Annotated in this window: 21 protein-coding genes and 3 tRNA genes; 13 read left to right on the top strand and 11 right to left on the bottom strand. The window is 36.5% G+C overall.

The window, feature by feature from the left end:
* Nucleotides 1–50 precede the first annotated feature (50 nt).
* Both HX004_RS02790 and rbfA read right to left on the bottom strand, forming a co-directional pair.
* On the bottom strand, nt 51–1,256 hold the full coding sequence (locus HX004_RS02790) for an ABC transporter permease (protein ID WP_286440798.1): 1,206 nt from the start codon (nt 1,254–1,256) through the stop codon (nt 51–53).
* A gap of 4 nt (nt 1,257–1,260) precedes the next feature.
* A complete protein-coding gene (gene rbfA, locus HX004_RS02785; protein WP_286440797.1) occupies nt 1,261–1,653 on the bottom strand; it encodes a 30S ribosome-binding factor RbfA in 393 nt (130 codons plus the stop codon).
* A 319-nt stretch (nt 1,654–1,972) separates the two neighbouring features.
* On the opposite strand from rbfA, the gene HX004_RS02780 reads away from it, so the two are divergent.
* Both HX004_RS02780 and HX004_RS02775 read left to right on the top strand, forming a co-directional pair.
* Nucleotides 1,973–2,046 (top strand) — tRNA-Ile (locus HX004_RS02780).
* A 23-nt stretch (nt 2,047–2,069) separates the two neighbouring features.
* Nucleotides 2,070–2,143: transfer RNA gene (locus HX004_RS02775), tRNA-Ile, on the top strand.
* 253 nt (nt 2,144–2,396) lie between these two features.
* Here the strand turns inward: HX004_RS02775 and HX004_RS02770 are convergent.
* The 4 genes from HX004_RS02770 to HX004_RS02755 form a co-directional block, all read right to left on the bottom strand.
* The gene (locus tag HX004_RS02770) at nt 2,397–2,534 is read right to left on the bottom strand and encodes a hypothetical protein (RefSeq protein ID WP_286440796.1); all 138 of its coding nucleotides are present in this window, start codon (nt 2,532–2,534) and stop codon (nt 2,397–2,399) included.
* Nucleotides 2,535–2,823: 289 nt separating this feature from the next.
* Nucleotides 2,824–3,390 (bottom strand): zinc ribbon domain-containing protein, encoded by a 567-nt coding sequence (locus HX004_RS02765; RefSeq protein WP_286440795.1) that lies wholly within the window; start codon nt 3,388–3,390, stop codon nt 2,824–2,826.
* A gap of 314 nt (nt 3,391–3,704) precedes the next feature.
* Nucleotides 3,705–4,478 carry a hypothetical protein gene (locus tag HX004_RS02760; RefSeq protein WP_286440794.1) on the bottom strand — a complete coding sequence of 258 codons (774 nt, stop codon included), beginning with the start codon at nt 4,476–4,478 and terminating at the stop codon, nt 3,705–3,707.
* A gap of 151 nt (nt 4,479–4,629) precedes the next feature.
* Nucleotides 4,630–4,962, bottom strand: a complete 333-nt coding sequence (locus HX004_RS02755; RefSeq protein ID WP_286440793.1) for a hypothetical protein — start codon at nt 4,960–4,962, stop codon at nt 4,630–4,632.
* Nucleotides 4,963–5,570: 608 nt separating this feature from the next.
* Between HX004_RS02755 and HX004_RS02750 the strand changes: the two genes are divergently transcribed.
* The 3 genes from HX004_RS02750 to HX004_RS02740 all read left to right on the top strand — a co-directional run bounded on the left by HX004_RS02750 (nt 5,571) and on the right by HX004_RS02740 (nt 7,020).
* Nucleotides 5,571–6,290, top strand: coding sequence for a hypothetical protein (locus HX004_RS02750; RefSeq protein ID WP_286440792.1), 720 nt, complete (start codon nt 5,571–5,573; stop codon nt 6,288–6,290).
* A gap of 246 nt (nt 6,291–6,536) precedes the next feature.
* The gene (locus HX004_RS02745) at nt 6,537–6,905 is read left to right on the top strand and encodes a DUF983 domain-containing protein (RefSeq protein ID WP_002989681.1); all 369 of its coding nucleotides are present in this window, start codon (nt 6,537–6,539) and stop codon (nt 6,903–6,905) included.
* 44 nt (nt 6,906–6,949) lie between these two features.
* Nucleotides 6,950–7,020 (top strand) — tRNA-Trp (locus tag HX004_RS02740).
* Nucleotides 7,021–7,138: 118 nt separating this feature from the next.
* On the opposite strand, the gene HX004_RS02735 is transcribed toward HX004_RS02740, so the two are convergent.
* The gene (locus HX004_RS02735; protein WP_286440791.1) at nt 7,139–8,014 is read right to left on the bottom strand and encodes an AraC family transcriptional regulator; all 876 of its coding nucleotides are present in this window, start codon (nt 8,012–8,014) and stop codon (nt 7,139–7,141) included.
* A gap of 151 nt (nt 8,015–8,165) precedes the next feature.
* On the opposite strand from HX004_RS02735, the gene HX004_RS02730 reads away from it, so the two are divergent.
* The 4 genes from HX004_RS02730 to HX004_RS02715 are packed head-to-tail and all read left to right on the top strand — an operon-like array spanning nt 8,166 to nt 10,575.
* Nucleotides 8,166–8,462, top strand: a complete 297-nt coding sequence (locus HX004_RS02730; protein ID WP_286440790.1) for a hypothetical protein — start codon at nt 8,166–8,168, stop codon at nt 8,460–8,462.
* A 2-nt stretch (nt 8,463–8,464) separates the two neighbouring features.
* On the top strand, nt 8,465–8,836 hold the full coding sequence (locus HX004_RS02725) for a hypothetical protein (protein WP_286440789.1): 372 nt from the start codon (nt 8,465–8,467) through the stop codon (nt 8,834–8,836).
* A gap of 9 nt (nt 8,837–8,845) precedes the next feature.
* Nucleotides 8,846–9,988 carry a glutathionylspermidine synthase family protein gene (locus tag HX004_RS02720; protein WP_286440788.1) on the top strand — a complete coding sequence of 381 codons (1,143 nt, stop codon included), beginning with the start codon at nt 8,846–8,848 and terminating at the stop codon, nt 9,986–9,988.
* 14 nt (nt 9,989–10,002) lie between these two features.
* Nucleotides 10,003–10,575 carry a pentapeptide repeat-containing protein gene (locus HX004_RS02715; RefSeq protein ID WP_286440787.1) on the top strand — a complete coding sequence of 191 codons (573 nt, stop codon included), beginning with the start codon at nt 10,003–10,005 and terminating at the stop codon, nt 10,573–10,575.
* 79 nt (nt 10,576–10,654) lie between these two features.
* Here the strand turns inward: HX004_RS02715 and HX004_RS02710 are convergent, their stop codons facing one another.
* The 3 genes from HX004_RS02710 to HX004_RS02700 are packed head-to-tail and all read right to left on the bottom strand — an operon-like array spanning nt 10,655 to nt 14,733.
* Nucleotides 10,655–11,089 (bottom strand): DoxX family membrane protein, encoded by a 435-nt coding sequence (locus HX004_RS02710; RefSeq protein WP_286440786.1) that lies wholly within the window; start codon nt 11,087–11,089, stop codon nt 10,655–10,657.
* 8 nt (nt 11,090–11,097) lie between these two features.
* Nucleotides 11,098–12,351, bottom strand: a complete 1,254-nt coding sequence (locus tag HX004_RS02705; protein ID WP_286440785.1) for a DUF4374 domain-containing protein — start codon at nt 12,349–12,351, stop codon at nt 11,098–11,100.
* A gap of 12 nt (nt 12,352–12,363) precedes the next feature.
* The gene (locus HX004_RS02700; RefSeq protein WP_286440784.1) at nt 12,364–14,733 is read right to left on the bottom strand and encodes a TonB-dependent receptor plug domain-containing protein; all 2,370 of its coding nucleotides are present in this window, start codon (nt 14,731–14,733) and stop codon (nt 12,364–12,366) included.
* Nucleotides 14,734–14,843: 110 nt separating this feature from the next.
* On the opposite strand from HX004_RS02700, the gene HX004_RS02695 reads away from it, so the two are divergent.
* The 4 genes from HX004_RS02695 (at nt 14,844) to HX004_RS02680 (ending at nt 19,716) form a co-directional block, all read left to right on the top strand.
* The gene (locus HX004_RS02695) at nt 14,844–15,830 is read left to right on the top strand and encodes a helix-turn-helix transcriptional regulator (protein WP_286440783.1); all 987 of its coding nucleotides are present in this window, start codon (nt 14,844–14,846) and stop codon (nt 15,828–15,830) included.
* Between the two features lie 126 nt (nt 15,831–15,956).
* A complete protein-coding gene (locus HX004_RS02690) occupies nt 15,957–18,254 on the top strand; it encodes an AsmA family protein (RefSeq protein ID WP_286440782.1) in 2,298 nt (765 codons plus the stop codon).
* Nucleotides 18,255–18,267: 13 nt separating this feature from the next.
* The gene (locus HX004_RS02685) at nt 18,268–19,023 is read left to right on the top strand and encodes an SDR family NAD(P)-dependent oxidoreductase (RefSeq protein WP_286440781.1); all 756 of its coding nucleotides are present in this window, start codon (nt 18,268–18,270) and stop codon (nt 19,021–19,023) included.
* Between the two features lie 30 nt (nt 19,024–19,053).
* On the top strand, nt 19,054–19,716 hold the full coding sequence (locus tag HX004_RS02680) for a WG repeat-containing protein (protein WP_286440780.1): 663 nt from the start codon (nt 19,054–19,056) through the stop codon (nt 19,714–19,716).
* Nucleotides 19,717–19,872: 156 nt separating this feature from the next.
* Here HX004_RS02680 and HX004_RS02675 read toward each other — a convergent pair whose 3' ends face one another.
* On the bottom strand, nt 19,873–21,750 hold the full coding sequence (locus HX004_RS02675; RefSeq protein ID WP_286440779.1) for a TonB-dependent receptor plug domain-containing protein: 1,878 nt from the start codon (nt 21,748–21,750) through the stop codon (nt 19,873–19,875).
* Nucleotides 21,751–21,835: the final 85 nt, after the last annotated feature.

Below are 21,835 nucleotides of genomic sequence, written 5' to 3'. Positions count from 1 at the left end.
CTTCCCTATCGAAGTAGGTAATTGATTCTTCCGATAAAATAAAGGGTAGATTAAGCGTGTAAATATTTTTTATTCACGCGAGTGGAGGCAATATAAGAAGCAATAAAGCCTAGGATAAAAATAGAACCAAATACAACAAAGACATCGCTAATGTTAAATTCTACAGGGTAAGCAAATCCAGGACGAATGAGAATAAAACCGAAGTGTTCTTGAATCAACACCCCAATAATGCCTAATGCAATTCCCAATAGACCGCCTATTGTACTGATAATCATTCCTTGTAAAAGGAAAATACGCTTGAGCTGTTTTAAGGGAATTCCCAAGTCATTCAGCGTTTTGATGTTGGCTTTTTTCTCTAGGATAATCATGAGTAAAGCCCCAACTAGGTTGAAAAGTGCAATAATTACCACCAATAGAAAGATGAAATAAACCACGGCATTTTCTGTGTTCAACATACGGTATAAACTGTCATTCAACTGAATGCGGTTTTTAATAACTACGGTATCTCCAAGCACTTGCTGAATAAAAGCGATGGCTTGTTTTTCTGTAACGCCAGGATTTAATGCAAATTCGAGATTGGTGTATTCATTTTCCTCTAAACTGAGTAAATGTTGAGCCAGTTCAATATCGCAAAAAACGTATTTGCTATCCAATTCTTCATTGCGCAACGAATAGATGCCCACGGGATGTAAATACGTACGCAAAAAGGCATCTTCGGGATTGCTGACTACTCCAGATCCTGGTTTGATTGACAAGGCTTGTAAACTGTGTTCAACATCAAAGAGTCCCATCGACAGAAGATAAGCCATGCCTAACCCTGCAACAACCTCATCGGAATCAGATTCAATCCAATTGCCCAGTTCCACTTTATCAGGAAATTGACTAACCTTGGGAAAATCGGCATCCACTCCTTTGAGTATAGCAACGGTTTGCTTTTCATTATAAGTAAAAAGCAAACGGTCTTCTACTACTCGTGCTACTCCTGAAAAGAGATCCGACTGACTCAATTCTTGGTATTGTGCTTGGTTTACCACAAAGTTTTTTCCTTGTTTGCTAAAGGCTTTTAGCTCGGGATCTAACTCATTGGTAAACGATAAACTAAACGAACGAAGTCCACTAAACACAGCTAATACAATGAGCATGGCCATGGCACTCACGACAATCCCAATGGAGGCAATCGCCGTAATGACGTTAATGGCTTTGCTCTTGCTTTTACTAAAAGCGTAGCGTTTGGCTATGTAAAAGGCTATCTTCAACGGTTTATTTTTTCTTTCTCTTTGCTAATAAATCTGGATTAGCAATTGGGTTTTCATCTCCTTTTAATGCTTTGTCAATTTGATCGATATACTCCAAGCTATCGTCTACATAAAATACCAAATCCGGTACTTTACGCATCTGATTTTTTACGCGTTGTGCCAAGTCGTGCTTAATTAGCGGCGCATTCGATTGAATGGCTTTTAATAATTCTTTTCCACGATCTGCAGGGAAAATGCTCAAAAACACTTTCGCAATTGATAAATCTGAGGTAATATTTACTTTAGAAACTGAAATAATCAAATTGCTTATTCCGTTCTTGCGCACTTCTCCTTGTAATATATCTACTAGGTCACTTTGTAGAAGTGCTCCCATCTTCTTTTGTCTATTTGTCTCCATGGTGCAAAAATACAATTTTTTGGATAGCATTTTTTTATATTTTAGCAAGAATGTAGATCGCTGGTTCACAAGAAGTCCACAAGTGAAAAAAGGAAGACCTTTACGATCTTCTTTACCGTTTATTTCTACTCTTACCATCACTTAAAAATTGTTCAAAATAAAAGGGAAAATTAAAAAGTGACTGAGAACGAAAAAGTTATCAATTAGTAGTTAGGCATTAGAGAGTTGTGAAGGAGTAAAACAATCATTTTTTGTTTTTATTTCTTGGAAAAACCAATATTACGCTGTAATATTGCAACCGCTAATCGTCAATTTGACTGGTCCTATAACTCAGCTGGTTAGAGTAGCTGACTCATAATCAGCAAGTCCCTGGTTCGAGCCCAGGTGGGACCACAAATATTACAGTCAAATAGGCCGGTCCTATAACTCAGCTGGTTAGAGTAGCTGACTCATAATCAGCAAGTCCTTGGTTCGAGCCCAAGTGGGACCACAATAAAAAAAGCACCTATTGAGAAATAGGTGCTTTTTTTATTGTTTTTTGCTTGTTGCTTTTTATAGAATTCTCCAGGTTAAAGAGCAATTTTGATCTATACAGAAAATTTAAACCACACTTCCTTCACTTATTTCTCACAGTACATCACTTCGACACAGGAGAAATCGAAACGCAATAAAGAATTACTAAATACAAGAAAAAAGTAACTCCGTGAGATTTTAAATATACTTCATATAAAAAACAAAAGCTATCACCTCTTAAACACTTTATACACCAAATGCCTCCCTAGCACCACCACAACCATAACCCCCATACAAACGAGATTAATCACCAGATTAATGACTATACTCAATGCAGTAACTAATTTATCTACCCAAGATGCTTTCATTCTTAATTAATTTAATCAAGTTTCCGTATTTGATTTACCCTTCTCAAGGCAAACTACAGCTAATTACTGTCAAATTAATCTTGTATTTTACCTCTTGCGTTACATTCTCTTGTATTGAATTTTCATCTGTTGTCATACTTGCTCATTACAGGAAATACCCTTATTGATTTCCCAAGCTCTTTAATTTATAGTTAAATCGAAAATAGCCATTCTTTGGTTAATATCATATCTTTCAAACAAAAAACCTCCACAATCGCAGGATGTGGAGGTTTTTTTTGTTTGGTTTATTTTAATTTTCTTTATACATCTCAGGTGTAACAACATATTTTGTTACAAATGCTCCCATTTTATCTTTGTAATAATAATTAAAAGTAATCTCATTCTCTCTCATGGCTTTCATATCAGGATTTGTTTTAATATTCTCTAGAATTCCGGAGAAAAGGGTACGCTCTACGACATTTATATCTAGCTCTGCTTTTTCGTAATTTAGAATTGTATAGTTGTATTGTAAGGTTCTATTTGGAAACGCAGCCGTATTATCAAGTCGAATCTCTTGATCCACTACCATCGGGCAATTTTTATTTATTTCTGAAGCTACTTTAGCCAATTCCGCATCAATATCAGCAGGAGCAAAGAAAAAGTATTGAGACAAACCAAAAAACAATAAAAACCCTAGAATAAATCCAACCAGTGCTTTCCCTTTTAATTTTTTCTTTGGTTGCTCATTACGCTCATTACTCACATTACTTGGTTCTTCAACCACTACCTCAACTTTTGGAAGTTGATATCCACAGCTTGAACAGTATTTAGATGTTTGTTCATTTTTGGTTTCACAATTTGGACATACTATTTCCATCTCTTATTTAATCTTTCGTTAGTTTTATTAATTCTAGCGCTTACTATAAGTTTTACGCTACCTTTATTTTGTTTGTTTAACAAGTAAATTTATCCAATTACCACATATACACCAAATACGTTTCCTGAATATTGCTTCGATACCTTCTCTATTTCATTTCGTTCAATTCGAATAGGTTTGATATTTTTACCTCTTTACCCATTCAATACCTAATGCATACGGCGCCTAGTACTTTCTTTGATTAACAGCACAAAAAAAGCCCAATGAAAAAATTCCACTGAGCTTTACATAATATAGTTTGATTGGTTTTTGTGCTATTTTACAAGTTCTCTTTCGCGTAGAAGCGTTTGTTCCCCGTCTTCCACTTTGTATTTTTTGGTCCAAATACAATCCCCGTCGTACTCATAAGTAAAGGTTTCTTTTTCAATGACAGGGCGAACCGGCGGTGTTTTATCTTTTTTGCGTTTCTTTTGTTTGGTGTACGTAGGTGCAATAGTTGTACGCGTACTCACTTCGGTTACATTCCCACAAGAATCATACTTATACGTACTGGTGCGAATCTTCTTTTCTCCTTCTTCAAAAAACGTTGTTTTCTCCAAACGTATGGTTCCACTTTCATTATAGGCGCGAACCGTACTAAACCCGCGTTCATATTCTTCCGAATACTCGCGTGAAGTCACAATCATGGGTCTGCCTTTTACAAACTTCGTATACGTACGTTGTCCATCATCAATCAATTCTCCTTTATCGTCATAAGTAAACGAACTTTCAAAAACAACTTCTCTCACCTGTCCACGATCTGCATCATACATCAAAACTTCCTGATACACACGACCTTGATTATCGTAAAATACATCAAATACCTTTCCCAATTCATCTTGATAATACAAGCGGTAACTGCTAATGCGTCCGTCCGCTAGCTCATATTCAATGCGGTCATTGGGATATATACTAGATGCATCGCGTTCATAAAAATGGTCATATTGTTTCCATTTTGGATTTGCGTCAATTCGATCTAGTGCCATTTGAGCAAATGCACCCGTACTCATCGTCAATAAAAGTAAGGTAAGAATAGCTGGCTTTTTCATGAATGATTGGAGTTTTTGTTGTACATTTTTCCTTTTAGGAGTACGCAAAGTAGAAAAAAAACCAACCATTACAAAAAATAAAGCTAAGGAATACGAAAAATTAACTTAACACCTCTTTGATTTTTAGCATTGTACTATGCCATTCAGTAAGTTACAATAGGTCTACTTCTAATACATTCTCTTTGTAATATAAGTCCAATAACACAAACAAAGGCACACGTCTTGACTGATCCAACCAGAGCTCTTGTTTTCCCTTATTGGGATAGGTTAGCCTTGTTTCCATATGAAAGTCTAATAGCGCGTGAGTAAATACATAGCGCACCATTAATTCTCCTTCCTTATTGAGTCCTTGAAAGTACAATTGAGTCACACTCCCGGGTTTCACAGGACTATATTCTTCAAAATAACTCTTAACTTCTAGAAAAAGCCCTCCTACTTTGGCATGCTGCGTGCGAATAGAATCAAAAGTTGTTCCTTGTTGCAAAGTCTTTATTTGTGATTTGGGCCATTGTGCATATACTATATTATTGAAAGATAACATAAAAACAAGAAATCGTGCAACCCATCTATAATCATAAATTTTTCTTAATTCAAGGAGAAGGCATAGTCTTTGCATATCACAATAACAAAATTAATTAGCATAAAAGTTTAGAAATATACAACAAACAGCCTAAACAAAACTCCAACACCGCTCAAAATTTCAACTGATATTTTCACAAAACGCAGGGAATAGGAAAACAAAAATACAGATTTAGCGTTTATTTTAAACGAACAGCTTTAGAATTTCACATAATGAAAGCTATAAAGCAAATAAACAGAACCATATATGCAAACAGGATTCACTTTTTAAAAAAATTTAACTATTTTTAATAAACATATGTTTAATTTTGTAGTCGGTAATAATCTCCGAAATAACAAAAAGAAAATAGTAGGCTAAAAGGCTTTAAAAAGCCTTTTATACGAACCGTTAGACTTAGTATAGCAAGAAACAAAAAATCAGCTTAATAGCCCTTTTTTTTTGTCTATGCTTCGGAAAGAAAAAGATTATTTTATAGTAAATTTGCAACTGAAAGAAAGAAATATAAAAAAGAAATGAAAAAGATTATCTCACTATCCATCCTACTATTGGCTTTTTCGGTGTCTTATGGGCAAAAAAAACCAGTAATTCAAAGTAGCAGTGAAGTTATTGTTTATAAAGATATAGAGAACATCCTTCAGAATAAAGCTGAATTGGGTTTAACTCAAAAACAAGAAGCTTCTTTTATCGTTAAAAACGAATACATCAAAAGAGATTTGCAGGCCCTAAATGACCGAACAGATATGTTGCCTGTAGAGAAAAAAGAAACAGAGAAAAAAGTAAAAAATACCTATCAACTTTTCATTCAGCGTACATTAACAAAAGACCAAATGGATATTTGGGCACAGAAGAAAGTTGAATTTGACTTAGCCAATATCCACGATGAAGGTTTAAAAGCTGATTTAAAAGCACTAGATGCCATTTACAAAGCTGATCAAAAAGAGATTTACAGAAAATATGGTATGGATCGCACGATTTATGCGGCTCAAAAAAATACCATTCGCAAAAAATATGAGACAGAACGCCTTAAATTAATGCAATATTACAACGCAACTGAAGTAGAAAACGATGTAATGTCTCTCGAAGAAATTGCGAACTTAGTTAAAGAATTTGATGACTATTACAGTGGAGAAGCTTCTTCTAATCCTCTAAAGTATTTGAACATTAGAGAAAACACAACCTCTGAAGGTGAGGCAGAAGAATCAACTTATACAGAAGAACCATCAGCGGAATAATTTATACCTTCCCAATCAACAGCAGTAAATCAAAATTTACTGCTGTTTTTTTTTACGCTCCTTTTAGTCGTATCTCCTTGTCCCTTGCCTTTTTTAGTTTTTCAAGACAATCAAGGCAATAGCGACAAAATGAAACAACATTAATTGAGAAAATAATATTTAAAATGTCCGAATTATACCAAAATACAGCATTTTAAAACCTATACATTTCAGTAATTTTACTTTACTTTGCATAAAAATAATCTTATGTCATACATATCAAGAGTTTTAAGTGGAAAATGCCCAAACTGCGGCAAAGAAGATTTATTCTATGATAAGGGGAATCCCGTTACGATGCGCATGCCAAAAATGGCGAAAGAATGTTCTCATTGCCATTATAATTTCCATAGAGAAACAGGTTTCTACTTTGGAGGGATGTACGTAAGCTATGGTCTGACTGTGGCAGAAATGTGCGCCGTGATGGTATTGAGATTAATCATCAATGCGCTTTTTGACGTGCATATCACTCTCCTTCAAACCTTTATCGCCATTGTAGTTGTACTACTTTTATGTTGGACTTTTAACTACCGATTATCCCGTATAATTTGGTTGAATATATTTTATAAAAAAGAATAGTTTCTTTCAAAAAGTTATTTATCTTTGCACCACTTGAAACAAAAACGGGTGTAGTTCAAGGGTAGAATAGCGGTCTCCAAAACCGTTGATGGGGGTTCGAATCCCTCCACCCGTGCAAAAAAGTCCTTACAAATTGTAAGGACTTTTTTTATTTATATTGATTGTAATATCTAGTTGAAAATTAGTGTTTAAAAAACGGTCAATCCTATTTAGGGATGTTCAGAGCTAACCAATCACTGATAGCGCTTAAAGAATTCTTTTGGAGTTTCTCCTACTCTTTTCTTAAACAATTTAGAGAAATAAGAATAATCGTCGTAACCTAAAAGAGACGCAATATCGTTGAGTGGATAGTCCGTATAAATCATCATGCGCTTCGCTTCTAAGACCACGCGATCTAAGATAATATCTGTTGTCGTTTGATTAACCATCGTTTTACATACGCGATTCAAATGCTTTTGCGTCATATTCATCCAATTGGCATAAACTGCGGCTGACTTTTCTTCAGCAAAATGCTTTTCAATCAACTCTTCAAACAATTGCAAGTGGGTTGCATACAAATTATTGTTGATTGTCTTAAACGTCTCGCCTTGTAATAAGATGCGATTGGTTTCAATATAGAACAACAAAGTTAAACTCACTAACTGTTGATTGCGCTTCCATTGCTCGTGTCTTACTTCTTCGACCATGCGATTCAATACATAGGCTAAAACCTGTGTATCTGCTTCATTTAAACACACCTGATTGGGATAAAAAGCTGAACGAAACACGGGATAATCACGTAGTGATTCTTTTAGCAAATACAAATCCAAGAAATTTTGTGTGTGAAAAAAAATATATCCCTCAATATCCTCTGACAATTCCCAACTATGCGTTTGACCAGGTGCCAACATAAAAACAGAACCCGGTTTTACCTCATAGCGATTAAAATCAATTTCGTGAATGCCCTCTCCTTTGGTAAACAAAACGCCTACATAGAAATTGTGTTTATGCGGTCGCTCAATATGGCTGTGATTATCAATAAGATGTTGAGATAAGGTATTAGCATAAAAGTCCGTTTGTAAATTGTTATGCGTGATATCGTTAATCTGTAAAATAGCTATTTCATCCATACCCTCTCATTTTACAACAAAAGTAAAAAGAAATCCAACGTCGCCCAATTTAATTAACTATCTTACAAGAACTTTCATTTTATAAAATAAGCATTGCATAAGCAAATTTTATTTTCAAACTTTGTTACTCAATCTAAAAATAATTGCTCCAATGAAAAAAGCAATCGGAATAGCGAGTTTTATTGCGCTAATTGCAACAGCATGTACGCAACAACAATCGACACAAAATTTAGAATCACTCGACAAAAAATCAGCTCGAGAAGTTACATTAAAAACGATTACCTCAGGTGACAGTATTTACCATATAACCGCACAAACAATTTGGGTAAATGGCAAAATGGTTCAACAAAAGGTTGATACAATTACCACAGCCAAAAACTTTAGTGACTGGGGGGATAATCAACCGACTAGTTTAGAGAAAATTCCAATTTACGTAACTGTAGAATAAATATGAAAAAAAGCAGTAAAGCCGTTTCTTTAGTTTTAATCACAGCTACTTTAGCTTCTTGTTCTAAACCTACGGAAACAAAAGAAGAACAACAACGCGTATTTATGCGTGCAGATAGCAGTGCTCCCTATACAGAAGTAACGGATCAATACCAGCAACAACGCAGCCATGGTGGCGGAATGGGAATGGGCAGTGCCCTTTTGTGGTATATGGCGTTCCGTCCGATGATGGGAGGCGGTATGGGCTATACGAGTCCGGGTATTTCACCACAATCCAACGTTGGAACGAATACATCTAAAGCAGATGCCTACAAAAAACAAACCGCTCGCGGTGGTTTTGGTAGTACAGCAAAAGACAATTCGGCATCTTCTTAATCGTAAAACATGCAAATAAAATACATCACACCGCAATCCAATTGGCAAAACCGATTGGAAGAAAACGGTTTTGGTTATCACACAGATGAAAATAATATTCCGTATTGGATTGAAGATTACTATTATAGTATATCCGAACCCTTAGCGGATGAAATTTATGCCGCTACGGCAGATTTATGGGACATGTGCCTCAAAGCAGTGGATCATGTCATTACACATAAACTATACGACCAGTTTCAAATTCCTCTTTTCTTTCACGACCACATTGAGCGCAGTTGGGAAAATGATGAGTTGAGTATCTATGGCCGTTTTGACTTTGTTTATGATACCCAACATAAACAACTCAAAGTACTCGAATTTAATGCTGACACCCCTACTTCTTTATATGAAACAGGCGTGGTACAATGGCAATGGATGAATACCTACTTTGGCGCTTCCAAAGATCAGTTCAATTCGGTACACGATCGCTTGATTGAAACGTGGAAAGAAGCCAAAGCTCACCTGAAAGGCAGTACCCTGCATTTCTCTTGTATGCGTGAAACCCTTGAGGATTTAACGAATATCGAGTATTTGCGCGATTGTGCCATCCAAGCTGGCATACAAACCAAACTTATCTATATTGACGATATCGGTTGGGATGGAGAAACCTTTACGGATTTAGAGGATGAAGTAATCACTGATATCTTCAAACTCTATCCTTGGGAATGGCTAATCTATGAACCTTTTGCCTTACATATTCCAAATGATATGGCGCAAGCGCAGTGGATTGAACCTTCGTGGAAAATGATTTTGTCTAACAAGGCAATTCTCCCAATTTTATGGGAATTGTATCCCAATCATCCTTTGTTATTGGAATCGTATTTTGATGAACCTAAAGGCATGCAAAATTTCGTAAAGAAACCCTTATTGTCTCGTGAAGGAGCCAATGTAACCCTTTATATCAACAATAAAATTGCAGAGGCTACTAAAGGAGATTATGGAGAGGAAGGCTATATCTGTCAAGCCCTAGCGAATTTACCCAACGAAGGAAAAGGTTATTTTATCATTGGCAGTTGGCTTATCGGGCAGGAACCCTGTGGTATTACCTTTAGAGAAAGTGATAAACGCATTACGACCGATAAAAGTAGATTCGTCCCTCATATTATTGAATAACATATAAACGGATTATGACTCCCGATTTCATCTACGACAAAACCTTTGAAAACACCGTTTTCGAACCGCATAGCATCTCGTTTAAAGAGTATGAGAATTGTAAATTTATCAACTGCGATTTTACTGCTTGCTCTTTCTTATCAACCTTATTTATTGACTGCGATTTTAAAAATTGCAACTTTAAAAATGCAGCGATAAACTATGTGGGATTGAGAAATTGTCACTTTCAAACGTGTAATTTTACACATGTCAATTTTACCATGATAGACCAAACGATTTTTGAGTTTTCTTTTACAGACTGCAACTTAGAATTCACTTTGTTTTATGGCTTAAACCTCAAAAAAACAACCTTTATCAATTGTAGTTTGATTAGTGCAGATTTTATGGAAGCAGACCTCTCTCAAGTGATGTTTGACAACTGTAATTTGTATCGGGCCAACTTTACAAAAGCTAAAGCAGAAAAAGCAGATTTTTATACCAGTTATAATTTCGATATTGATCCTGCTTCAACCAAACTAAAAAATGCCGTCTTTGCCAAAGAGGCATTAGAAGGTTTGTTGAAAAAGCATCAGTTGATTATAAAATAAAAGAAGAGAACCAAAAAAGGTTCTCTTCTTTTATTTTATAGTTAATCTGTTCTAATTTTATACATCTACGCTATTTCACTTAAATCCACGTTTTTTGCGATTTAAAAAAAGCAGCTCGAATTGCTGCGTAATTCTCCAGAATAAGGTAGGCATTAAACAGTAAAACCAACAAGTCAAAATAAATAAAATCTAAAGCATGACTGATGTAAACATGGGTTAAAAACATGCCCAATGAAACTGGAAATAACCAAACAGCACCAAAGAAATACGTTCTTCGAAACAAAAGCAACAGCCCTCCTACCAATTGAGCAAATCCAATAACGTGAATGAAGTTCGTTCGTTCCCAAATAAGGTAAAAGTCCAAGAAATCTCCTCCCAATCCAAAGTCAATGTATTCTTGTTGACTGATCTTTTCTGTTAGCTTTTCATACCCATGCGGAATAAATACATAAGCTAAAAAAGCACGACAAATATAACTTAAGGCTAAAACAATGCGTTGAATAATTTTTTCCATAATACTTCTTACTTCTTATCGATAATATGGAAGCCCATTAAACGTCCACTACCTTTTAAGCGAAAAGTTTCTTTTACTTCTCCTGTTTTAGGATTGTACTGATAAGCTCCTGCAAAATTTTCTTCTGTATTATTAGAAGTGAAGTAAATAAAGCCATTGTGGTGAAATGGATTTTGGTAGGAATAGAAATTATCTGGTAACATAGCTAAACGCGTTGCTTTTTTTGTATTCACGTCAATTTCATTCCAATACCATATATCTTTGCGGTAAGATACTCCGTGCTGTCCGCCGCCATAATAAGAAGTAGGTCGACTTGAAATCGTCGTATATATTTTATTGTTGTGTGCAAAAATTCGGTTGAAATCACTTGGATACTGATAATCTGAGATTTTCAATTCGAAAGAAGGATCAAAAGTAATAGCTCCTTTTTTAATGCGTAAGATTTTAGATTCTGGTTTTTGAACCGTCATATCTCCCACGGCAATAACATATAAATCTTGTGTAACCTCATCTAAACTCCATAAAACATGATCTGCAAATAAACCTAAATTCGTTGCCCCTTCATAAGAAGTTACTCCTTCAATTTTATTCGTAGTTAAGTCGTAAACTGCTATTTCAACTTTTTCTACATTGGGTTTTACTTGCCAAGCCGTACTACGCGTTCCATGTTGGATATCAACATATAATTTATTATCTCGTTTCGCTAAAATCAACTGTCCAGCGGCCTCATATTGACTTCCATCTGAAAGGGACGAAAAATCAACTTCCCCTATGCGTTGCATCGTTTGTGGGTTAAACTTTTGCACTTTTAATCCTCCTGCAGCAGAATCCCAATAATATCCTTCGGTTGTACTAACCACCAAATAGTTGGTTTCATAAGTATTATTTGGCGTACTAATAAATCCATCTGTTCCAAATTTACCGCCTTCTAGCTTGTATTTCGACAAACCTACTTCACTCGCTAGAGCTCCATCTTTTTTGTACAATACATTATCCACAACACGACCTCCTGCGGAGTATCCCAACTGATAGAATGGAGTAGAAGATAAATCGATAACACGAGATTTCGCTTCATCTAAGGCATAAATTCCTCCTGCCCATTTCTCTGTTCCATTAAAAATCACCCACAATTCATCTTTAGGCAATTCATCTGGGTTAACAGGTGGTGTTGGCTGCTGTGTATTGTCATCGCTTGCGCACGAGAAAAGTAAACAAGTAGCTAAAAAAGCTGTCGCTATACCACTAAATCTTAGTTTTTTCATATTCTTGATTAATTAAATGATTTTGTATACAATTTTAAATTGAACGGAACGTCCAGGTTTTTGCACATTGAAGTTGTCATAGCGTTTACTATTGCCAACATTGAGTACTTCTAAGGCTAGATTTATTTTCTTATTTCCAAAATAATAATAGAGCCCTACGTCGTGTGAAAATTGACCTAATCGCCCGTCATTGGGAATAATCAATTTAGAATCCACTTTAGTTGCTTCCCCAAAAAGACTAGGTTCTTGTTTTTTGGGAATATCGGTCAGATAAAATCGATGTAGATAGTTGAGATTCCAGCTTATACTCACTTGATCCTGAGTAGTCAATACTCCCTTGAAGTGAGTGCTAAAAAACGCATTACCAAAAAAGAAGGGAATATTAGGTACACGAGCACCTTCATACATACTAAACTCTGCTCTTTCATTGATTCGTCTGATATCTTGATACGTAACATTCACTCCAAAATCAACTAGCTCTTTGATCTGATGACTCGCTTCTACCTCTATTCCCTTAATTTCAACTTGATGAAAGTTGATGTATCGGTTGTAGGGAATATCAGGTTGAAGGAAAATAGCATCCTTTACTCGACGATAAAACAGATTAAGTGCTAGAGTCCCTTTATGTGTGGACTTTCCATACACATAAGATGTATTGAGATTAACATTGTGGCTCGTTTCTGGAAGGAGATCCAGGTTTTCCTTAATTAAAACGCCATCGCCAAAGACTTCCATTTCGTCGGGTAAACGCGTGGCATATTCATAGGAAAGCTTGAGTAAGTACGGATTTACATCCCACTTTAATCCACCGAGATATCCCCATTGTTTAGTAGACTGAGAGGATTGCCAAGCAAAATTGAATTTATCTGTTGTAAAACCTTTAGATTGACTGTTGTAATGCTTGAGCGAAACGATACTCTCTAATTGATCTCCCAACCACAAAGATCGCAAGGCTAAGGCGGTAATATTCTTTTGATACGTTGCAGGAATGGTCAATACATCCACCTCATGCACTGGAGAAACTGCCCCTAGAGGATCACTACCCTTTCTGCGTTGATGATAAATCAATTCTCCAAATTCAACAAAGTGATTCGGATTCACTTGAAACGTTGCATTGAGTCTAGCCGATAGTAAATCGTACTGCAAACGCTGCTGGCTTCCGCCTTTATTGATTTCACCAATAATTTGATTTTGAAGAATAATTTCATTATCCCAATTGTAACGCACTGTAGCCGTATCAATGAGTTTCGTATTAAAATGACTCCAACTCAATACTGCATTTAGCTGCAAACGCTGATCCCAAAATCCCTTTTTATAAGAAAGAATGGAGGCGTAATTTTGCTCCGTACTATATGCCTCTCCAAAAACTTTCCCCATCTCACTATCGTGTTGCAACTCCTTGTAAAAGTCTGAAAACAAAAACGTCAATTTCAGATCATCGGCCCATGTTTTATCTCGCACTCCCGCGAATACTTCTCCGTAATAAGAAACTGTGTCATCGTGAAAACGACGCACTTTTTTCTTGTATTGATTTCCTGTTTCTGCATCGATGAAAGGAGCATCAATCTTGTAGTTGTTTGCCGAAGTATTATAATTCGTATTCATCCCAAAATAATAAGCGGGATTCTTGCCAACCAAAAATAAATTAGCCGTTGCCCGATGGGTTTGAAAAGATCCTACTTCATACGACAATTCTAACAAATTAGATTTGGGTTTTCGCGTAACCAAGTTAACGCCACCTCCAAGAGCATCAGAAGCTAAGTATACTGGCATAGCACCTTTGTAAATCTCAATGCGCTCCAACATATTCGTAGGAATGGTACTCAAAGAAAAGCCATGTCCAAATAATTCGATGGGAATCCCATCTTTAAATAGTCGAATCGCTTTACCCTGTAATCCCCCCAAATTCAATTGAGTTTCAGCGCCTAATCCTCCATTAGATCGAACTTTAATTCCCGCTGATTGATTCAATTGGTTGCTGATATCTCCCCCTTTATTATGCGCTTGTTTCATATCCAATACCTGCACTGCAAAAGGTGTTCGCTCTATTTTCTGCTCTGTCGTTTGAGACTGAATTACTACTTCCTCCAACTGTTCGTTCTGTTCTCCTATAAACAAGAGATAATGAGTATGTTGGCAATCAATCTCCACGGATTGGGTGTCAAGGGGCTTCCCATTCTCGTAAATTTGCACGGTGTAAACCCCAGCTTGTAAATCTATCCCCTTGCTTTTCCCCTCCTTATCAAGTCCATGGGATTGTTGATTGACAACTAAAGTTAAGTTGGAAGAAAGTCCAGTTTGACTACGCTGTACCGAAAAAGAAACCTCACAAGCAAAGGCAGGTGAGCAACAGCATAACAAAAAGTAAAAATATTTAACCATATTGTTATTTAGAATAGATTTAAATACTGTATTTTTACGCAAAAATATACTTAGGAAGGTCAATACACCTTACGAATTTGAGTGTAAGATTTACGTAAAAGGGTTTATTTATGAGCTACAGAATAGATATTGTTGACTTTCTAGATTTGGTGAATTATCCATCACTCCAGGGACTTACATCTAGCTTAAAAAAAGAGAAGAACACCGCATTACTTCCAGATAAAATAGGTATTGAACAAGAAATTGTCAACGAACATCTTCGCGTCGTTTCTATGCAATACACAACCAAACAGACCATAACTTTGGACTGTTTAGAACAGGCCCCCTTTCTCGAACTTCACTTCAATTTATCTCCTCACGCTATTGCCTATACAAATTCATTTTCTCCTTTGAAAGAAGTTCCCTCCATGACAGGTAATATGATTTACTTGGCTTCCACGGGTGAAAAATCAGAAATATCTTTTCAAAAAGGAGTAAACTATGAGACCTTCGATATTCATTTACCGTTGAGTATGATAAGTCAACATGCAGGAGAAAATCGCCGATTGGATCATTTTCTCAATCAAATCACCTTGGCTCAAAGTGCGGGATTATCCGATAATTGCATTCAACTTCATCCCCTTTTGTACCAAGCCATTCAAGATATAAAACAATGTTCTTTTGAAGGATTGACGCGTAAAATTTATTTAGAGTCGAAAATCAATGAAATACTAGCGTATTGTTTTGAAGAGCCAATCACTGCGCAAGCCATTAAGCTGACGATGAGAGATATGGATTGCATTCGCTTTGCGGCTCACTTAATTCAAGCACACATTAGTCATCCGCTAACGATAGAGGAAATTGCAAAAAAAGTAGGCATTAACCAGACTAAACTCAAAGTAGGGTTCAAACAAATTTTTGGCACAACCGTTTTCGGATACTTACAGGAATTACGCATGAATCAAGCCCAAAAATATTTAATGGCGACAAGGGATACCATTGAAGAAATTAGTCTAAAATGTGGATACATCAACACTTCTAATTTCAGTAATGCCTTCAAAAAACACTTTGGCCATGCACCGAGTGCACTACGTCAAAAAAAGGAATCAAGCGATTAAAAAACAAATCATAAACAACAGAAAAACAATATTTTACCTATTAAAAACCAAACAAAATTAAAATTTATTTCCTCAAGTAAAGAACGAAAACAGTATCTTTGAGTAAACAGTTTTAAGGCATACATTATGCGGTTGAAAAAGAAACATAAAATACTGGGAATTCTACTCCTTCTTGTTGTGGTTGTATATTGTTCAGGTCAATGGATGATTAACTATTTCTTAAATCAATATGTACCGACCATCCTTGCAGAAAAAAACGATTCTCCTTATGATTTAACCTATCAATCCGTTCATTACTCCATTGCCGAACGCAAATTATCCATCAAAGCAATAGAGATTCACCCGAAAGCAACTACAAGCACGGATTCCTTATCATACCTCAAAGGAAAGTTACAACAAATCGATATTCAACAGGTTGACCTTTGGGATTTATTCAAAAGACACCACTTACAAGCCCAAGGGATTACTATTGTCCAACCCGATATCCAAGTATATCAACATCAAACGGCTCAAGACACAACACCAAAAGCTCCGCTTGAATTCATCAAAGCCATTGATATCAAAACCATTGAAGTAAAACAAGCTCATGTTCAGATACACGATGTGGATCGCAACCTACGTTTACACGAAGTACACAACTTCAACGCCTTAATTAAAGGAATTCACTTTGGCGTGGAAACCCAAGACAAACCCATTCCTTTTACCTATAAGGATTATCTTATTTCCTGTGATTCTGTTCGCAGTTTAGTTTCAGATGCCCAGCGCTTAGATATAAACGGAATTCAAATCAATCCCAATCAAATTAGCACCACGCTTCTCTCCTTAAAACCACTGACAGAGACAAAAGAAAAAGCAGATTTACCCCATCGCCTTGTTGCTATAGCTGCTCCTTCACTCGTATTAAAAGGCACGGATTGGGGATATAAAAATCAATCCGATTTCTACCTGCATATCGATCAAATTCAAACCCCATCCGTGGATGTTCAAGTAGAAGCGAATGAATTATCCACCCGTAAAAAGGAAATCAAAACAGCAGTCAACCCTAAACTTTTACCTTTTGATTTGACCATTGGCACTATTGATATGGATAGCATACACATCAATTCGCTCAATCAATGGTTGGTTAAAAAAGGCAGTTTACACCTCAAACGCGTGGCAAACAAAGCCAAAGAAGAGCTACATATTGGATCCATTCAATTCAAACAACCCGATATTCACCAGCAACAGACTCTTCAAAAGACAAAGGTAAATCCACAAAAGAAACAAAAAGTACAGGTGTTTTTTGACGATTTAGTGCAAATTGATACCCTCTCTATCCAAAAAGGAAGCTTTACCTCAACGAAAGGAAAAGAACATAAAATTGCTTTACAAGCAAAAGAAATTCAAGCCTCGATCGAAAAAATTCACTTAGATGCACAGACTATGGAAAACAAAATTCCCGTGCAATACAAAGGAATTTCCTTCTCATCCGAGGCGATACAATGGGATGCAGGTCGTTTTTACAACATTAAAATGGAAAAAATACAAGGAAAAAATACCACATTAACCTGTCATAATTTTGAACTAATACCCAAATACGATCGCAAGACCATGGTGCGTATGTTTACCTATGCGGACGATATTTTTACCGTAAAAACCAAGGCCATTACGCTTTCCAACTACAGTTGGGGATTTGATGCGCAAGACGTTTTATTTTTTAAAGCTGATCACGTCAAATTCGATCAAATCAACGCCAATATTTTTCGCGATAAAACACCGACTTTTAATATGAGTATCAAACCGTTGTTTAGTAAAAAACTGCGCGATATTCCCTTTACCTTGGCTCTACAAAAAGTAGATATCGTCAACTCTACTTTAGAATACGAGGAATACGACCAAAAAGCGGTAGCACCAGGAAAATTGACCTTTGGCAATTTCAATGCGGCCATTCAAAATGTATACAGCGGATACAAACAAACAAAACTGCCAATAACGACCTTAGCCATTCAAGCAAACTTCATGAATGCTGCTCCTTTGCAAGTTAATTGGTCTTTTAATATTTTGAATCGCCAAGACGATTTTCGCATCAGTGGAACCATTAAAAATTTCCCCGCCACTGCCATGCAACCTTTCCTTCAACCTTATGTCAAAGCCTCAACAGAAGGAAGTTTGGATTTAATTAAATTCAATTTCACGGGGAATAACAAAGTGGCTACGGGTACTTTCGGCATGAACTACAAAGACTTAAAGGTAACTTTATATCGAAAAAATGGAGAAAAGAAGAGAAGACTACTCTCTAAAGTAGGGAATTGGTTCATTCATAAAAACTCTGCAGGCGAATTCAAAGAAGTTGAGATAAAAAAAGTGAATCGCATAGAAGAAAAGTCTTTTTTCAATTACCTTTGGTTATGTATTTTACAAGGTCTCAAACAAACCATTTTATAACACACAATCGCATATGAAAACAGTATTTATCACAGGAGCATCTTCAGGTATTGGACAAGCTACAGCCAAAGCTTTAGCACCAAATCATCGTTTAATCCTTTGTGGAAGAAGAAAAGAGCGATTAGAAGCACTAGCCCAAGAATTAAATACAAGTACAGAAACGCATATCCTCACGTTTGAGGTTCGCAACAAAGAAGAAGTATTTCAGGCTGTTGCTTCTTTACCAGATGCTTGGAAAAACATCGACATCTTAATCAACAATGCAGGAAATGCACATGGTTTATCTTCTTTTCAGGAGGCGGATATTGAAGATTTAGAAGCGATGATTGACATCAATGTCAAAGGATTAATTTACGTAACGAAAGCCGTTTTACCGTTATTGTTACAACACAACCGAGGTGGACATATCGTCAACTTATCTTCCATTGCAGGTAAAGAAACCTATGCCAATGGATCAGTATATTGTGCTTCAAAGGCAGCCGTTGAATCAATTTCTAAAGGGTTGCGTATTGATTTAAACACAAAGGGTATCAAAGTAACCAATGTTGCACCTGGGGCTGTTGAAACAGAATTTTCCATGGTTCGCTTCAAAGGTGACCAATCCAAAGCCAATCAAGTATACAAAGGATATGATCCGTTGAGTGCGGATGATATTGCCCATGCTATTGCCTACGCGATTAATCAACCGGATCACGTACAATTAGCAGATATGACCATCTTTCCGAAAGCACAGGCTAGCGGAACAACTTTTTACAGAAAACCTGAATAACAACCGATACGATTTAAACTCAATCACTTTATGAAACAAATCATTGCAATTAGTCTTTTTATAGGGCTTCATTGCACCTTTAGTTCACCGCTTCAAGCAGGTGAGGCTAAAAGCGCTTGGAGGGATAATCTAATCCCCTTACTTCAAGCGACATCGGATACCGTTTTTATTGATTTAAAAAACGACCCTGACTTTAAATTTGCCAATAATTTACGTTGGTTTCAAGATCCTGAATTAGCGCTATTTGGAATTAAAACCAAATCAGGGGACTTGTTTATCGAACCTTTATTTCATCAAATTGAATCTTTTGTTGACAATGTATCCATTGTCACTTTTGAAGGTTATCAAGGAGCGATAAACGATAAAGGAGAAATTGTAATTCCCTATATATACGAAGAACTACAAACCAGTAGCGAAGAACGCATCGCCTTTTATGAAGGAGGACTATGGGGCTTTTTCTCTACAACAGGGGATAAAGTTATTCCTGCTTCTTATGAATTTGTAGGCAATTTTTCGGAAGGATTAGCCTTAGCCTCTAAAGGTAATTTATTCGGTTATATCAATAAACAGGGCAAAGTAATGATCCCTTTCCAATATGAATATGCCAGTAATTTTGAAAATGGACAAGCACAAGTGGAAGTCAAATTTCGCGCGTTTACCATCAATAAAAAAGGAATGAAAATATCGAATTAGATCACATTTTTTTTGCTCTTTGCTCTTTGTGAAGTTGCAAATTCCCTACAACAAACAACACACAACAAACAACACACAACAAACAACCTCACAAAAAAACGAGTTAGATATCCCTTCTAACTCGTTTTTTCCAACTAACCCAAACATTCGCATAGACTACAGTCCATCAAATTTCACTCCTAGTGTGAACCATCTACCAGGCATTGGCACAGCGCCAGCCTCGATATAAGTGGTGTCAAATATATTCTGAGCATCTAAATAGAACTTAACCTGATCTAAGGCATAGTTCAGACGAATATCTGTAATCCAATAACTCTTATAGGTCAATCGTTCATTAAAGCGATTAGCCAAGGTTACATTAAATTTGTTATACGTATAATTAACGGTTCCTACCACTTGATGTTTCAAACTTTCCAAAGAATATTTAGATAGCATTCCTCCTTTTTTATTTTCAATCGTTGGAGATAAATACGTATACGAAAGACCTAAATTCCAACGTGAAATACCTTCTCCTAATTGGTAGCGAAGTGCAGTATTTACTCCTTTGGTTTTATTTTTTGATGCATTATACGGCTGGTAGGGCTGATTCGTATCCACGCGAATCCAATCGATAAAATCGTCAATATCGCGATAGAATACAAACGCCTCCGCTTGGAAGTGGTTTTTTCTATATTTTCCTCCTAATTCCACTTGATAAGCTTTTTCGGGTGATAAATCAGGATTTCCGATATTACCTGGTCGTTGATCCAAGTACAAATCTGTAAATGACGGAATTCTACTTGCTGTTCCTGCATTAAAAGTAGCTTGCCAATTGGGATTGAAGTTATAACTCGCGTCAATACCTGGGAAAAATTCCCACCCGTATTTTGTATTATAATTGACATATGCGCCAATATTTACATCTAACTTCTCAAACCAATCACGTTGAAAAGCAGCGAAAAATCCATAATTGCTCTTGCTGTGATCACCGATATTCGTTGAATTAATTTCTTCATAACGCATTTCACCTCCAAAGGTAAATTTTCCGTACTCTGCAGTATATTCCCCATTGACATTAGAGGTAATTGCATGAGTATAATGTCTACTTCTTGCTACGTCCAAACGATGGCGGTAATAGCGGTAATCGTCAAAATTATAACGATAAGCTACGCTGGGCATTAATGTAAAACGATCCGATAGATAGTGGCGCGAACTTAGATTCAACATCGTCGTGCTGACAATTTCCTTTGATTCTTTATCTCCAGGTGCAGCATAAAATCCATTCGCTCCGAATGAACTATTAGCATGACCCGCCAAAATCATCACGGTATTATTTTCATTGGGATTAATATTCCCCTGATAGAACACCTTATTGTTGTGGTAAGCCGTATTATAGCGGTATCCATTTCCAGAATCATGACTGGCAAATAACAGGTGATTATCTTTGGCACGTACAAAAGTTCCCCCCGCTTGAATCCCGCGATTGTTATACGTTTCCTTGTGATCTTCTTCTTTGTCTTTCTTAAAGCTCGTACCTCCGTACGCAGCCGCAAAGACTCCATCCTTCTTTGGGTTTTTCGTCACGATATTCACCACTCCTGTCAGGCTATTTACTCCATACAAACGAGCGGATGGTCCACGTACAATCTCGATGCGCTCTACAGCTTCTAAAGGAACGGGAATATTCAGGGAATTATGCCCCGTTTGAGGATCAGAAATCTTTTGTCCATTCAACAACAATACATTTTGCTCAAAACTTCCTCCATCAATACTCAAATCTGCTTGCGTTCCATTTGGACCGCGTTGTCTTAAATCTACTCCAGCCACAAAACTCAACAATTCATTTACCGAACTTACAGGCAATTGCTTAATTTGATCTTGACTGACCACCGTAATATTTCTATTTTTTAAAGTGCTAGGTAGTTGTAATCGCTGATTGTAAATCACGATTTCCTCCATATTGTCCTCTACGGTTGTTGTATTCTTTTCTTGTGCATAACCAGCAACAGCAAAGAAGTTACAAATCGTTAAGGCTACATAAATTTGACGTTTCATAAAATAAAAGGTATGCAATATTCATTTGTATGCTGCAAAGGTAGAAGAGGATTCCCCTCTACTTCTAGTCCAGTTTAAAGATATA

Source organism: Myroides sp. 1354, assembly GCF_030324495.1.
GTDB lineage: Bacteria > Bacteroidota > Bacteroidia > Flavobacteriales > Flavobacteriaceae > Flavobacterium.
This window is presented reverse-complemented; position numbering and strand designations above follow the sequence as displayed.